We start from the raw sequence: 14,353 nt of genomic DNA, 5'->3' as shown, positions 1-14,353 counted from the left end.
CTGGGGAAGTCACTGGTCCGGCAGGTGGCCGACGTGTTCGGGCCGGAAGCGAGAATCGGTCTGGGCACGGTGGTCGAGACCCTGGCGGACCTGCCCGGGTCCCGCCGGTCGGCGGACCTGGCACTGAGGGCCCTGCTCTCGACGGGAGAACACCGCACCGTCGCCTTCGCGAGCGAGGTGGCCGAGACGATCGCCCTGAACCAGATGCTGGACACGCTGACGGGGTCGGCCCTGGCACCGGAGACACCGGTGGCACGCCTGGTGGCGTTCGACGCCCGGCAGGGCGGGGGCACCATGGTGCAGACCCTGCGGGCGTACCTCGACCACTTCGGCCACGTGCCGGACACCGCACGCGCGCTGGGTGTGCACGCGAACAGCCTGCGGCACCGGATCAGCCGACTCACCGAGGTGTCCGGGCTCGACCTCGGCAGTACGGACGCCCGGCTCCTCGCCCAGCTGCAACTGCGCCTTCTCGACGGCGGCCGGGAGACGTGAGCCCTCGGGCGGCGCCACGAAGAAGGGGCGGCTCCTTCGTGCCCGGGCACAAGGGCGGCCGTGTCCCGTCCGCGGTTTCGCTCCAGGGTGAGAACCGCGCGGCCGAACACCGGGACGCCCGACGAAGACACCCGCAGCGCTCCGGCGGGAGTCTGATGGCCCGCCCCACGGCAGCCGTGGGCGGCGAGACCCCGGCTCAGGGAGGGTGCACGATGAGTGGTAGCCGACGCCCGGCTTCGACGCCTACGTGGACCACCTGCGCGAGCACACGCCGGCCCTGTTCTCGGGCGAGTACGAGATCGTCACCGAGTTCGGCCGCTCCGTGCTGGCCAAGAACGGGTTCACCGCCGCGTACGTCGAGTACACCAAGACCGTCGGCGGGCGTCCCATCGCGATCACCCACGCCGGCGCGCAGGTCGCCACGCGGACCGTGTTCGCCCCCGACACATGGCCCCTGCGGATCGAGGCACACGACCCCCGCGGCCGGGCCAAGCACGGCCGACCCGTGCCGCAGGACATCGCGGGCCCGTGCTGTTTCGCCGGTGACCTGCTGGCACGCGACCGTGCGCTGCCCCTCCTCGACGCCGGCGACCTCGTCGTCGTCCCGGACACCGGCGCCTACTACTTCTCCACGCCCTTCCACTACAACAGCCTGCCCGAACCCGCCGTGCACGGCGCCCGCGTCGACGCCGACGGCCGGGTCACCTTCCGTCTGCTCCGCCCCGCGCAGGCTGTCCACCCGCTCCCGGCCCTTGCCGGACGGTGATCCGCGCTCTCCCGCGCGGCCCCGTGGAACGCCGATCGCAGCCACTCGGGCCGGCGCGGCCCGAGCGAGCACACCCGGCTGTCCGGAGAAAACCACAACGCCGAGGAAGGCAGGTGCAACCGCCATGAAAGTACGGTGCGCCCGGTCAGGGTGCTCCACGGAGAAAGCGACACCCCCGGGCCGATGGGGGGCCATCGGACGACGGCTGTCCGCCACGGGGGTGCGCTGCGGCCGGGCGACGCGCGATGTCGCGCGGTGGATCTCACGGCGCCGGCGCATCGCGGCCGACCAGTTCCTCCGGGGCGCGTGCTACGGAGCGGGCACGGCCGTAGTGGGTCTCCTGGCGCTGTGGGCGCAGACTCGCTGACGACAAAGGAGCCCCGGACCACGGTCCGGGGCTCTCTCCACTGGAGCGGGTGACGAGAATCGAACTCGCGCTCTCAGCTCAGGAAGCCGCGGTCATGTGGGGCCGGCCCTGGCGCATGCCCGGGCGAACGGCTGGGCCGGAGCCCTCGTCCGGCGCGGCTGCTTTCACCCGTGATTCCCGCTGTTCCCGCCTCGATGAGGTGCGTTTGTGGTGCGGCGCGAGGAGGCCAGGTGAACAGGAGGCAGGCGATCATTTCCCTGTATCGCCGACGGCGGCGACAACGACTCCGGCGCAAACACGCCGGAGTCGCCCTTTCGGGCGGTTGCACGTGAGAGTGAACCAACCCACGGTCAATGGTACTGCGGACGGCGTATCTCGGACATGTCCCGGGCGACGCCTCGAAAACGCTCTTCCCGCGGCCTGCCACGCACCGGATGCCATGGTGTGCCGGTTGGCCCGTGCTGGGTGTGTCGCCCGTGGCCGGATAGCGGTGATCAGGTCCTCGCCCATCGGATAAGCCCAGGCGGTGGGCCGGATCCTCGTCGCGAATATCAAGATCATGAAGTCACCCCGCCTCGGGTGTCACTGGGAGGAGTGGCCGCCCTCCATGGGAGCGTGCGATCTTCCGGCGGTGGTCCTCCGTTCCGCCGACCGTGTCGGAATGTCGTCTCCGGCGATACTTCTGATTTCAGGACCACCTGGCCTATTAATTATCCCTATGTATTTCGCGGTCCATTCGTCGATTCCAGGGAAGCGGTGCGCGGAAAACGTCGACCGGCACACTCCTCAGTAATATGCCAACGCCAGAAACAGATGATTCTGCACGACCGGGAACCGCCAAGACCACCCGTACCAAGGAGTTGGCCCCTCTATGACGCTGAATATCCCTGACGCACCTCTACGACGAACCATGTCGGTCTGGATCTCGGCGGTAACCGCCGTCGTGATCGCCGCTGTCGTCCTCGCGATGACGCCGACACGGGCAAACGCCATTGCCACACCCGTGCCCCTGGGCACGGCGGCCAGCTTCGCGGTACTGGCCGGTTCCGCGGTCACCAACACCGGTCCCTCGGTGATCACCGGGGATCTCGGAGTGCACCCGGGGACGGCCATCTCCGGCTTCCCGCCGGGCCTGGTGCTCGGCACCCAGCACTCCGCGGACTCGGTCGCGGAGCAGGCCAAGACCGATTTGGCCGCGGCGTACGACAACGCGGCCGGGCAGGCCACCGATGCCGCGCTTCCCCCGGACGCCGGTGGCCTGACGCTGGTACCGGGCGTCTACACCGCGTCCTCCACTCTCGGTCTCACCGGCACCCTCACCCTGGACGCCCAGGGCGACCCCAACGCCGTCTGGGTGTTCCAGGTCGGTTCGGGTCTGACGACGGCGACCGGCAGCGAGGTGAGCCTCATCAACGGTGCCTCGCCGTGCAACGTGTACTGGCAGGTCGGCAGTTCGGCCACGCTCGGTACCGACTCCACCTTCGTGGGCACCATCATGGCCATGACCTCGATCAGTGTCACCACGGAAGCGACCATCGACGGCCGCGCGCTGGCCCGCACCGGCGCCGTGACGCTTGACACCAACACGATCAACCGGGGTACGTGTGCCGCCGACACCACGGGTGGCACGACCAATGGCACGACCGGTGGTCTGGTCACGGGCGGTGTGGTCGCCGGTGCTACGACCGGTGAGACCACAGGGGGCACCACGGTCGGCGTCATCGGCGGCGTGCCGACGGGTGGTGGTACCGGTGGTCTCCTGGGCGGCCTTCTCGGTGGCGTCCTGACGACCGGTGGAACCACAGGCGGCACGACCGGTGGCACGACCGGTGGCACGACCGGTGGCGTGACCGGTGGCGCGATCGGTGGAAACGGCCACGATCACGGTGGGAAGCCCGGTGGTCACGGCCACGGTGGGAAGCCCGGTGGTCACGGCCACGGTGGGAAGCCCGGTGGTCACGGCCACGGTGGGAAGCCCGAGGGCTACGGCAGCGGTCACGAGGATCACCACGAGAAGTACTAGCTCCACGTGAGCAACCGGGACCAGTGGCGCGCGCCGGATCGGGGCAACTCCGTCGCGCGCCACCGTCGACATCACAGGAGAAGCAGTGAGACAAGCCAGGAGGGAAGGGCTCGTTGGGCCCGAGCCGACAAGGGAGAGGGACCCGGGAGGGGAGACCCCCGCGCTCCAAGACCCTTCGCAGCCTCGGCCCGTCCTCCTGATCCTGAGGGCGGGGACGAGCGCCGCCGTGGTCCTGTGTCTGGCGACGGCCCTGGTCCACGTCCTCCTCGTGTTCCTGCACGTGGCGCCCCCCAACCCTCTCTCCCAGCAGTACAGCCGGCAGGTCAGTGCGTGGATCTTCCCCTTGTTCGAGCAGAACTGGAGACTCTTCGCACCGGATCCGGAGTCGGTCAACCGGCAGATCTCGGCGAGGACCCTGCACACCGCCCCGGACGGCACCGAGCAGGTGAGCGGCTGGTTCGATCTGACGGCCGTCGACGACTCGGCGGTGAAGCACAACGCCTTCCCGAGCCATACGGCGCAGAACATGCTGCGGCGGGCATGGAGCTCCTACCTCGAAACCCATGGCGGCGACGACCAGCCTCACTCGGAGCGGGCGCTGATGGCGCAGCGGTACCTGACCAACATCGCGGCGGATCGCATCGCCGACCACCGCGGCGGCACCTTCGAGTCCGTCCAGCTGCGGGTGATCACCGTGCCCATCGCCCGCCCTGCCGCGGCGAGTGGCCCCGACGCGTCCGCCGCGGTGCGGAAGGCTGCCCAAACGCGGTATCTGCCCTGGTGGAAGGTGGCCTCCCATGGAAACTGAGCAGGCACGGACACGGTACCGGGGTGCTCCCGAGCCGGCGGACGCAGGCACGTCGCGCCGTGTGACGGAGCAGATCGGCGCGCTGCTCACCGTCCTGACCGAGCGGCCGGTCTCGCTGTACGCCGCGGCCGTCCTGCGGATCGGGTACGGGCTGCTCTATCTCGTCTTCCTGCTGCGCGAGTTTCCGCACCGCGACGAGATCTGGGGTCCTGGTTCACCGTGGACGCCCGAGCTGGCGAGGCAGCTGTTCGGCCAGACGGGCTGGGTCAGCATCCTCACCCTGTCCGACAGCCGGGTGTACTTCGAGGTCTGTTACGCGGCAGCTCTCGTCACGTCCGCGTTGTTCATGCTGGGCTGGCGGACCCGAGTGGTGTCCGTCCTGTTCGCGGTCGTGGTGGCGTCGTTCCACGCCAGGGCGATCTTCATGACCGACGGAGGGGACAACCTCATCCTCCTGATGGCCGTCTACCTCGTCCTCACCGCGTGCGGCCGGCGCTGGTCCCTGGATGCGCGCAGAGCCCGTCGCCAAGCCTCCGTGGAAAAGGGGGAAAGTACCTGGGCAGGCTCGGTAGCAGGCGAGCTCCGGCGTCAACCAGGCACCTCTCGCCGGACCTTGACGGCCGTACTCCACAACTGCGGCATGTTCGTCATCGCGGCCCAGGTCTGCTTCCTCTACGGGGCCGCGGGCCTCTACAAGGTGCAGGGCGCCACCTGGGGCAACGGCACCGCCCTGCACTACGTCCTGAACCTCGACCTGTTCCGGCCCTGGCCCGCACTCTCCCTCGCGGCGGCCGAGCACGAGGTACTGACCGCCATCGCCTGCTACCTGACCGTGCTCCTGCAGGTCGCCTTCCCGTTCGTCCTGTTCGGACGGCTCAAGTACCCGGTCCTGACCATGCTGCTGGGCATGCACCTGGGCATCGCCGTCCTCATGGGGCTGCCCCTCTTCTCCGGTGCGATGATCATCGCGGACGCCGTGTTCGTGCCGGACCGCTTCTACCGGTCGCTGGGGCAGCTGTGGCGGCGCACCGGACGTTGGACACACGCCAGGGAGGCTGAGGCGCCACCTCAGGGGGAACCGGCTCTCGTGCCGCCACAGGCTGTACCGGCGAGCCGGTGAAGGCCGGGCGACGTGGAGTGGATCACCTGCCGCCGCGGCTGCACCCGCGGCGGCCACCGCTGCGCCCGCGCGGGTGGCGGTGTCGCGGCACCGCGACGCCGAGCGGGACGGTCCGGGAGCCGGCCGGGTCGGGCGTCGTGCTCCGGACACTGTTCGTCGAGGCCGGCTCCTGGCCCACGTTGACGCACGTCGTGTCCCTGGAGGCGATCTTCGCCTCCACGTTGTCTCTACGTTCGTCATGATCGGCCGGAATCGGGCAGGCGGCCTTGCGACCGCCGTCTGATCGAGGACGGCGCAGAGCGGTAGCGGTCTTTCGCCCAGGCGGACTCTGCTGCGTAATTCGGCCGGGCGGCAGGGACCGGCAGGAAGAGCCGCGACGGCCACCGCGTAGTCGCAGGTCGCGGTCCGCGCATCGGAGCCGCCTCAGAATTGCGCAGCAGAGTCGGGGCGTGGGTCAAGACCCCAGGCCGGCGAGGGGTTCGGAGTCGTCGATGAAGGCGCGGGCCACGTCGGCCAGGCGCCGGTTGTGGGCGCGGGCGTAGCCGCGCAGCGCGCTGAACGCCTGCTCCATGTCGATGCCCTGGCGCTCGGCGAGCTTCCCCTTGGCCTGTTCGATCAGCACCCGGCTGTTCAGCGCCGTCTGCAGCTGTTCGTTGAGCACCGTGCCGCGGTGGGCGGTGCGTTGTTGCAGCAGGCTGATGGTGGCGACGTCGGCCAGCGCCTGAGCGATGAGCGTGGCGGGCGGGTCGAAGGGGCCGGGCGCGGCGCGGAAGAGGTTCAGGGCGCCCACGGTCTCGTCCCGCAGGCGCATGGGCAGGGCCTGGACGGCCCCGAATCCGCTGCGGTGTGCCGCGGTGACGAAGCGTGGCCAGCGATCGACCTCCCGGGTCAGGTCGTGGATGATCACCGGTGCGCCGGTGCGGAAGCAGTCGAGGCAGGGGCCTTCGTCGTTCTGGAGCTGGAAGAGCTCCAGCAGGCGCACCTGTTCGTCGGAGGCGGCCATGACGCGGAGTCTGCCGTCCCGGTCGGCGAGCAGCACCCCGGCGGCGCTCGCGTCGAGCATGCCGACGCAGCGGTCGGTCAGCAGGCGCAGGAAGTCGATGAGGTCGAAGTCGGCGACCAGGTTGTCGGCCAGCTCGACGAAGGTCTTGGCCAGAAGCTGTTGATCCATCGTGGGCACCCTCGATTGAGACTAGTCCCTGCCCGAAGGGGCGGGAAGTACGGGACGCTGCGCGGTCGGCACCGATCGGTCAGGTTTCCTCATCGGGCTGGTCCGTCTCCGCGTCCGTTGGGAAACGGAGCCGACGGGCCACCACGTCCGCGGCCACGTCGGCGAGTCGGCGTCCCTGCGCATAGGCGTAGGCACGAAGCCGGACGGTGGCTTCTTCGATGCCGACGCCGAGCTGGACGGTCAGGATGCCGCCGGCCTGGTCGATCTCCGCCCGGTACGCGCCCAGGTCCTCGACGGGCTCACCGCGCGGCCCGCCCGTCTCGTCGATGCGCGCGTCGAGCAGCACCAGAGTCGCGAGATCGGCGAACGCCAACGCGTCTGCCAGTTCAGCCGCGTTCAACCGGACCGGAACGTGGGCGTACAGGTCCAGAACTCCCGCGCTGATCGCCCCCATCTGCAGAGGGAGCGCGAACACCGCGCGCGCCCCGGCTTCCAGGGCCGCCTCGGCGAACACCATCCAACGGTCCTGCTCGTCACGGGCGAGCAGATCGGGTACCAGGACGGCCGAGCCATGCAGGAAGGCGTCCACACAGGGCCCCTCGCCCAGCGTGAGCTGGAGCTCTTCCAACTGCTCGCTGACGTCGTCGGTGCTGCACAGCGGGTGGCTCGGCGCGCCCTTGGACATGGCCGACAGCCCGGCCCCGCAGACCGGCAGCGCGGCCACGGCCGCGGTGCACACGTCCACCACACCGACCCGGGCACCTCGTCGGGCCGCCTGCTCGGCCACCAGCATCCGAATGCGGGTCGACCGGCTGTCAGGGCCCACCCGGGCCACCGCCTCCAGGCATCGCGTTAATGCCCTCCAGTCTCGCCGTGGTGCGTTCCCCGACGGGAAGAACCAGCGCGCGGAACGTGGTGGTGCCCAGTAACCTGCGAAGAGCTCCGATGTCCAGCCACCCCCAGGAGCGGAGCTCGGCGGAGGTCGCACGATCGGCCCGGTCCACCAACGTGGCGCCGAGTGATGCCTGGTGGTCGGTCAGCAGCCGCTTCTGCAGACGACGGGCGAGGCCCCGGTCCTGCGGGTGCGGCCGGATCAGGATGTCACCGAACGCGAAGACGCCGCCGGACACCGTGAGTTGCCCGACGCCGCGCGGCAACGCTCCGTCGAAGCCGAACCACCAGGAACCGTCGCCGCGTACCGGGAATCCGAAGGCGCATCCCACCAGTCCGTCCCTCTCGGCGATCACCACGCCGAATCCCGGCCGGCGCATGTCCGTGGTGAGACGGTCCAGGAAGTGCCGGCGGTCGGGACGGCGGTACCCGTCACCCGGCGCCGTTACGCGGGACTCCACATACAGATCCGCCAGGTCCTCACGCATGCCCTCCACCAGCCAGCGGTTCAGCCGACGCAACCGCACCGGAGCCATGGCGGAGGGCGCGCCGTCCCCCGGCTTCCGTGACTGTCCCCGTCCGGCTTCGGCCGTCATCGCACATCACCCGAGAGAACGGGCACCCACTGGACCGACCCGTGCGGCGGGGCTGGAGCGGGTGTGGCCGGGGTGTCTTCGACAGGAGGTGGCAGGTCGTACGGAAGGCCGAGGAGGAGGAACCCGCAGCCGGCGATGTCGAGAATCCGAGCCAGCGTCGCCGGCGGGTGGTGCAGGCGCAGGGTCCCGCCGATCTCGATGGTCTGTTGTGCGGCGTGGAGGAACGCGTTGAGTCCGCTGCAGTCGCAGAAGGCGACGGGGGTGAGGTCGACGTCGATGGCGCGGATACCGTCCCGCAGGCACCGCGCCAGGGACACGCGCACCAACGGCGCGGATTCGACGTCGATCTCACCGGCCAGGGTGATCAGAGCCCGTGTCCCGCGGTCGTGGCGGTAGACGGTGAGCTGTGGCAGGGGCATGATGCCTCGGTTCGGAAGACCTTCCGGCAGCGGGCGCCGTGGTGTCGGAGTCCCGGCTCCCCGGGGCGCGCTCCCGGCAGGGGCGTATGTTCGGCGGAGGCAGAGCCACGGCCGGTCCGACAGCCTGCGCAGCAGGACAGAGGACCCACCCGGTTCCCTCCAGGGAGGCGCCGGGTGGCAGACGAAGCGTCCGCACCCCGCAGCCATCTGCGTTCAGCAACAGCGTGCCGCCGGGGTCTGGGACGTCTGTAGGCAGTTTAGTCCTCGCGTAGCCCGATGTGGGTGGTTCGGAGCTGTCGATCTCAGGATGTGGACGTTCCGAGTACGGTACGCGCCCGTATCCGAGGCACTGCGCGGTACTCGGACGTGCGGCACGATGGCCGACGGCCGCCCGTGCGCAGCACTCCCCGCGCCGCCCGAGGCGGTGGCCCGCATGACGGAGCCGCACAGTCCAACTCTGCGGAAGCCCGGTCCGGATGAGCCCCGAACTCGCCTGGGTGCCATGGTGTCGACGGCGTTTGCCGCAGCTCTGGAGCTGCGCGCGCATGGGGGGCAGGGCCTGACGCCGAGAACGGTGTGAAAGGCGTCTATCGTCTCCGGGTGCGAACAATCGTGGTGCCTGTCCGCTGGGCGGAGGGCTTGTTGTGGTGACGCGGCGGTGGCCGCGTCTTCGGCATCCGGCGCAGGTGGTCGTGGCGGGTTTCGCCACGGCGATCGCGATCGGGACCGGTCTGCTGATGCTGCCGGTGGCCAAGACGGGACCGGGCGGTGCCGGCGTGCTGGAGGCGCTGTTCACTTCCACCTCCGCGGTGTGTGTGACCGGTCTGGTCGTGGTGGACACCCCCGGCTACTGGAGCGGCTTCGGGCAGGCGGTGATCCTGGCGCTCATCCAGGTCGGCGGCTTCGGCATCATGACCTTCGCCTCCCTGCTGGTCCTGCTGGTCTCCCACCGCATCGGCCTGAAGGCGCGCATGACGGCCGCCGCGGAGACCAAGACCCTGGGGCTGGGCGATGTCCGCGCGGTCGTGACCGGTGTGGTCAAGGTCAGCCTGCTGCTGGAGGCGGTCACCGCGCTGGTGCTGGCCGTGCGGTTCGCCACCGCCTACGACGAGTCCTGGCCGCGCGCGCTGTGGCTGGGCGTCTTCCACGCCATCTCCGCGTTCAACAACGCCGGATTCGCCCTCTACTCGGACAGCCTGATGGGCTTCGTCACCGATCCGTGGATCTGCCTGCCCGTCGCGCTGGCGGTCATCGCGGGCGGACTGGGCTTCCCCGTGCTGTTCGAGCTGCGCCGCCGGTTCCGCAAGCCGCGCGGCTGGTCCCTGCACACCAAGATCGTGCTGTGGGCCACCGGGATCTTCCTTCTCGGAGGCAGCGCCTTCATCACCGCGATCGAATGGTCCAACCCCGCCACCCTGGGCCCCCTGGACACACCGGGGAAACTGCTGGCCGGGTTCTTCCAGGGCGTCATGCCGCGCACCGCCGGGTTCAACAGCATCGACACATCCCAGATGAACCCCGCGAGCTGGCTGGGCACGGACGTGCTGATGTTCGTCGGCGGGGCCAGCGCCGGCACCGCCGGCGGTATCAAGGTCACCACCTTCGCCGTGCTGTTCTTCGTCATATACGCCGAGATCCGCGGTGAGGGCGCGGTCAACATCTTCCACCGCCGTCTGCACGGCGACCTCCAGCGTCAGGCCCTGACCGTGGTGCTGCTGTCCGTGGCCGCCGTCGCCATCACCACCGTGGCCTTCATGGTCTTCTCCGACCACAGCCTGGACCAGTCGCTGTTCGAGGTCACGTCCGCCTTCGCCACCGTCGGCCTGTCCACCGGCATCACCGCCGACCTGCACCCCGGTCTGCAGCTGCTGCTGATCGCGTTGATGTTCATCGGCCGGCTCGGCCCCATCACCGTCGCCTCCGCGCTCGCCCTGCGCGCCCGCGTCCGCCTGTACGACCTTCCCGAGGAGCGACCCGTCATTGGCTAGGAAGACCACCCCCAGGAAACGGCGCACGGCCCCGCAGGGCTCCGTCGTCGTCATCGGCCTGGGCCGCTTCGGCCGCGCCCTGGCCCTGGAACTCGTCGACGAGGACACCGAAGTGCTCGGCATCGACGAGAACGCCGAAGTCGTCCAGGCCCTCTCCGGCTCCCTCACCCACGCCGTGCGGGCCGACTCCACCAAGGAGGACGCCCTGCGCCAGCTGGGTGTCCACGAGTTCGACCGCGCCGTCGTCGCCATCGGGACCGACCTCGAAGCCAGCATCCTCACCGCCTCGCTGCTGATCTCCTTCGGCATCGAGAACGTCTGGGCCAAGGCCATCAGCGAAGCCCACGGCCGCATCCTCACCCAGCTGGGCGTCCCCCACGTCGTCTACCCCGAGCACGACATGGGCCAGCGCGTCGCCCACCTCGTACGGGGCCGCATGCTCGACTACATCGAATTCGAGGACGACTTCGCCATGGTCAAAACCAACCCGCCCGCCGACATCATCGGCCTCCCCCTGTCCAGCAGCGCCGTCCGCTCCCGCCACGGCATCACCGTCGTCGCCATCAAACGCCCCGGCGAAGGCTTCACCTACGCCACCGCCGAAACCGTCGTGGAAGCGGACGACACCATCATCGTCGCCGGACGCACCCGGGCAACCGAACGCTTCAGCGAACTTCAGTGATCAGCTCGCGGCAGACGCCCGAGTCGGCGCAGGCCGCGATGGCGGCGGCCGAGACGCTCGGGCTGGACACACCCGTGGGGCAGCGGCCGGCCAGGGTGGGGACGTTCCTGGAGCGAGTCATCGAGGACATGATGGAGTCGGCCGACCGCTGGCGCATGCTCCTGGCGTGATGGGTCTGGTGGCCTCCTTCTGAAGCAGCGGGGCGCGCACGAACCGGGTGCCGTGCTCGGCACGAACCGTTTGTCCCGTTCGACCTCCGTCGGCCGGTCTTGCTTCTGCGCCCGCACGGTGTTCGGCGTTCGAGTCGGTCGGCTGTTGACCCTCGACTTGGTGGAGGGCTCAGAGTTCCGGATGTGGAGAGCGAGATGCGCAGTATTGGTGAGATGGCCGGGGACAGTGGCCTGAGCGTGAGCGCCCTGCGGTTCTACGACCGTGCCGGCGTGCTGGTCCCGGCCTGGGTGGATCCGGTGAGTGGCTATCGCTGGTACGGCCCCGAGCAGCTTGAAGAGTCCCGGTTGTTGGCCCGGCTGCGCCGGGCGGGTATGCCGTTGGCGGACATCCGGCTGGTACTGGCCGGCTGGTCCAGTGCGGACACCGACCTGGTGCGGAAGCTGCTTCAGGCACATCTGCGCCGTCTTGAACTGGGGCTGTCCGATGCCCGCGGTGAGTTCTCCACGCTCCGAGCGCTACTCGAACGCAGGGAGAATCCCATGACCATGCTCCGCACCGCCACCGTCCGGCTGGCTGTCTCCGCGCCTGAGCTGGCCGCCGCGTTGGACGCGGTCCGCTTCGCCGCCAGTGCCGACCCGGCGCTGCCGATGCTCGGCGGTGTCCTGTTCGACATCGAGGGTGAGGCGCTCCATGTCGTGGCCACCGACCGGTACCGGATGGCTGTCGCACAAGCCGGTACCACCGGGCACGGCGGACCCCGTGTGCAGGTCATCGTTCCGTCCCCGCTCGCCGACGCGATGCGGGCGCTGTTGAGCGACGACGCATCCGTCCAGCTCACTGTGGACGGTGACCGCGTGGCCTTGGAGACGGGGGACCGTCAGGCGGCGGGCCAGTGCCTCGATCACGACTTCCCCGATTACCGTCGCCTCGTCCGCCTGCCGGCAGGGCACCGCGCCCTCATCGATGTCACGGCATTCCGGGAGGCGGTGGAAACCGGCCCCGTCCGTGCAGGCGAGGTGCGCGAGCAGGATGGCGTTTCCTGTGACCTCAGCGTGCTCAAGGTGGCGGCCGACGGCGTGGTGACCGTCTGCGAAGACGGTGACGACGACCAGGACCACGTGGCCGTCAACCGCGAGTTCCTGTTGCATGCCCTCGCCGCCGGAGCCCGGGACCAGCTGATCCTGGAGTTCGGCACCCCTACGGCGCCCCTGGCGATCCGCCGGCCCGACACCGAGGACACCTTTTCGATGCTGATGCCTGTGCGACTGGAGAACTGACCACTGGACGGGCGCCCGGTCGCCGTTGACGGCCGACTTGAGGCCGGGCTCAAGCCGCTGCTGTCGTGGGTGCGCAGCTCGGCGATTCGGCTGATCCGCGTCCGGAATGCGAGGACCCAGCCGCGTCGTCGAGGGGCTCAAGTCGAGGGGTTGAAGCTGCCCGACAGGGACGACAGGCACGCGCCGGCCGCGCCGTCCGGGCGGGCGCCCAGGTGGAGGATCCGGGGGGACTGGCCTTCGTGGCTGTCTCAGGCCGGCAGCCGTGTGAGCTCGGCCATGTCCGTCTTCGGGTCCGCGATACTGGTGGCACCGTCGTGCCGGTCGAGAGACGTATGGGATGCAGGGCCGTGGGCCGTACGCGAGACCGCGTTGCACCGGCGAAGAAGGCCTGAGCGGCGCCCGTGCGTCTCGCGCGGCACAGCCGGCAACTCGCTACCCACTGCTCGATACGGGACCGCCCGCTGGTGGCGGGCCGCGGGCCTGCTGAGCCGGGCCGTCAGCAAGCCACTTTAGACGCTTCCCGCCCAAGACCGCACTCGTTCCGTGGAGTTGGGTTGTCGCGGGTTCGAGACCTTTGGAGGCGTGTGACCATCCCTCTACGGTGGGTAACTCTTGTTACCTCGGATCCGGGACCGCCCAGGGGGACATGTGAACGACAACGGATACACGAGCCTGCCGGGATGGAGAGGAGGTGACGCCAACGCCGCGTACCTCGACAAGAATCTGCTGCACATGCCGGTGGAGACCCATCTCGACGACTCGGTCAGCTGGCGGCAGCTGCTCCAGCTGTTCGTCTACGCCCTCCTCGCCTCGTTCCTGGCGTTCCTGCCGCTCTTCTTCTTCGGGCTCATCCTCCTTGCCGGAGGCAGTGCCGAGGGATTCGCCGTCATGGCCGGGCTGGCGTACATCGCCTCGGGCATCGCCTTCTGGGTGACTCTGCTCGGGATGCGCCTGGTCGAACCGATCGCCGAATGGCGGGTCCTGCTGGCGGACCGGAGCGGATCTCTCGACTCGGCGTACGTCTCCATCAGGGGTACGCTCGCGCGTCGCCATATCCCCGTCGACCGCGCTGAACGGGTCATCGCCACCGGACTGGGCCGGGATCAGGTCCGCAGTCGCCTGGTGCTCTCGGAGGGCCGGTGCCAGGTCTACGTCTCGGTCTTCTCGTACGGTACGAGCCTCTACCTGGGGTGGCAGATGTGGCGCTCGCGCCGCGGGTACGCCCTGATCGGCGGGTTCGTGTCCGACCTGATCGCGTCAGTCATGGGCCGCCTGAGCCCCGAGCGGATCATGATGCGGACCGAGGGCGTGAGGGCCATGCGGGAGGCGGTGCACGCGGCGTGCCGGGAGGGACTGGCCACGGCGGTGGACCAGGTCGTGGTGCCCGTCACCTACGGCTTCCCACAAGGACTGCCGCCGGTGCGGGCCGACCACGCGAGGTCCGCGCCGACGCCGGGCCTCAACCCCACGCCGCCCGCCTGGGGTCCGCCCACGGGCATCCCGTCGGCGGGTCCGCCGACGGGCGGCCCCCAGGCGGGCGGTGTGCACCCCGGGACGTGATGCGCCCCGGTTCGCCGGC

13 protein-coding genes and 1 pseudogene are annotated in these 14,353 nt (G+C 69.8%); 10 read left to right on the top strand and 4 right to left on the bottom strand.

Annotated elements, in window-relative coordinates; all coding sequences use genetic code 11:
- The 5 genes and pseudogenes from WBG99_RS16580 to WBG99_RS16560 all read left to right on the top strand — a co-directional run bounded on the left by WBG99_RS16580 (position 1) and on the right by WBG99_RS16560 (position 5,579).
- Positions 1 to 495 carry a helix-turn-helix domain-containing protein gene (locus WBG99_RS16580; RefSeq protein ID WP_338900365.1) on the top strand — a complete coding sequence of 165 codons (495 nt, stop codon included), beginning with the start codon at positions 1 to 3 and terminating at the stop codon, positions 493 to 495.
- Between the two features lie 271 nt (positions 496 to 766).
- Positions 767 to 1,261 (top strand): annotated as a pseudogene (locus WBG99_RS16575) (diaminopimelate decarboxylase); the annotation flags it as partial.
- Positions 1,262 to 2,499: 1,238 nt separating this feature from the next.
- Positions 2,500 to 3,651, top strand: coding sequence for an ice-binding family protein (locus WBG99_RS16570; protein WP_338897050.1), 1,152 nt, complete (start codon positions 2,500 to 2,502; stop codon positions 3,649 to 3,651).
- Positions 3,652 to 3,877: 226 nt separating this feature from the next.
- On the top strand, positions 3,878 to 4,459 hold the full coding sequence (locus WBG99_RS16565; RefSeq protein WP_338897049.1) for a DUF5819 family protein: 582 nt from the start codon (positions 3,878 to 3,880) through the stop codon (positions 4,457 to 4,459).
- Positions 4,449 to 5,579, top strand: a complete 1,131-nt coding sequence (locus WBG99_RS16560; protein WP_338897048.1) for an HTTM domain-containing protein — start codon at positions 4,449 to 4,451, stop codon at positions 5,577 to 5,579. Before WBG99_RS16565 ends, WBG99_RS16560 begins: the two co-directional genes overlap by 11 nt.
- Positions 5,580 to 6,033: 454 nt before the next feature.
- On the opposite strand, the gene WBG99_RS16555 is transcribed toward WBG99_RS16560, so the two are convergent.
- The 4 genes from WBG99_RS16555 to WBG99_RS16540 all read right to left on the bottom strand — a co-directional run bounded on the left by WBG99_RS16555 (position 6,034) and on the right by WBG99_RS16540 (position 8,656).
- Complete coding sequence (locus tag WBG99_RS16555) at positions 6,034 to 6,750, bottom strand: GAF and ANTAR domain-containing protein (RefSeq protein WP_338897047.1); 717 nt, start codon at positions 6,748 to 6,750, stop codon at positions 6,034 to 6,036.
- A 79-nt stretch (positions 6,751 to 6,829) separates the two neighbouring features.
- Positions 6,830 to 7,576, bottom strand: a complete 747-nt coding sequence (locus WBG99_RS16550; protein WP_338897046.1) for a GAF and ANTAR domain-containing protein — start codon at positions 7,574 to 7,576, stop codon at positions 6,830 to 6,832.
- Complete coding sequence (locus WBG99_RS16545) at positions 7,566 to 8,237, bottom strand: hypothetical protein (RefSeq protein ID WP_338897045.1); 672 nt, start codon at positions 8,235 to 8,237, stop codon at positions 7,566 to 7,568. The genes WBG99_RS16550 and WBG99_RS16545 overlap by 11 nt, the downstream gene beginning before the upstream one ends.
- The gene (locus WBG99_RS16540; protein WP_338897044.1) at positions 8,234 to 8,656 is read right to left on the bottom strand and encodes an STAS domain-containing protein; all 423 of its coding nucleotides are present in this window, start codon (positions 8,654 to 8,656) and stop codon (positions 8,234 to 8,236) included. Before WBG99_RS16540 ends, WBG99_RS16545 begins: the two co-directional genes overlap by 4 nt.
- A 647-nt stretch (positions 8,657 to 9,303) precedes the next feature.
- On the opposite strand from WBG99_RS16540, the gene WBG99_RS16535 reads away from it, so the two are divergent.
- The 5 genes from WBG99_RS16535 to WBG99_RS16515 all read left to right on the top strand — a co-directional run bounded on the left by WBG99_RS16535 (position 9,304) and on the right by WBG99_RS16515 (position 14,334).
- Complete coding sequence (locus WBG99_RS16535) at positions 9,304 to 10,644, top strand: potassium transporter TrkG (protein ID WP_338900364.1); 1,341 nt, start codon at positions 9,304 to 9,306, stop codon at positions 10,642 to 10,644.
- Positions 10,637 to 11,326, top strand: coding sequence for a TrkA family potassium uptake protein (locus WBG99_RS16530; RefSeq protein ID WP_338897043.1), 690 nt, complete (start codon positions 10,637 to 10,639; stop codon positions 11,324 to 11,326). Before WBG99_RS16535 ends, WBG99_RS16530 begins: the two co-directional genes overlap by 8 nt.
- Positions 11,323 to 11,496 (top strand): hypothetical protein, encoded by a 174-nt coding sequence (locus WBG99_RS16525; protein ID WP_338897042.1) that lies wholly within the window; start codon positions 11,323 to 11,325, stop codon positions 11,494 to 11,496. Before WBG99_RS16530 ends, WBG99_RS16525 begins: the two co-directional genes overlap by 4 nt.
- 195 nt (positions 11,497 to 11,691) lie before the next feature.
- A complete protein-coding gene (locus tag WBG99_RS16520; RefSeq protein WP_338897041.1) occupies positions 11,692 to 12,774 on the top strand; it encodes a MerR family transcriptional regulator in 1,083 nt (360 codons plus the stop codon).
- 648 nt (positions 12,775 to 13,422) lie between these two features.
- Complete coding sequence (locus WBG99_RS16515; protein ID WP_338897040.1) at positions 13,423 to 14,334, top strand: hypothetical protein; 912 nt, start codon at positions 13,423 to 13,425, stop codon at positions 14,332 to 14,334.
- Positions 14,335 to 14,353: the final 19 nt, after the last annotated feature.

It is taken from the genome of Streptomyces sp. TG1A-60, assembly GCF_037201975.1.
In the GTDB taxonomy this organism is placed as follows: domain Bacteria; phylum Actinomycetota; class Actinomycetes; order Streptomycetales; family Streptomycetaceae; genus Streptomyces.
This window is presented reverse-complemented; position numbering and strand designations above follow the sequence as displayed.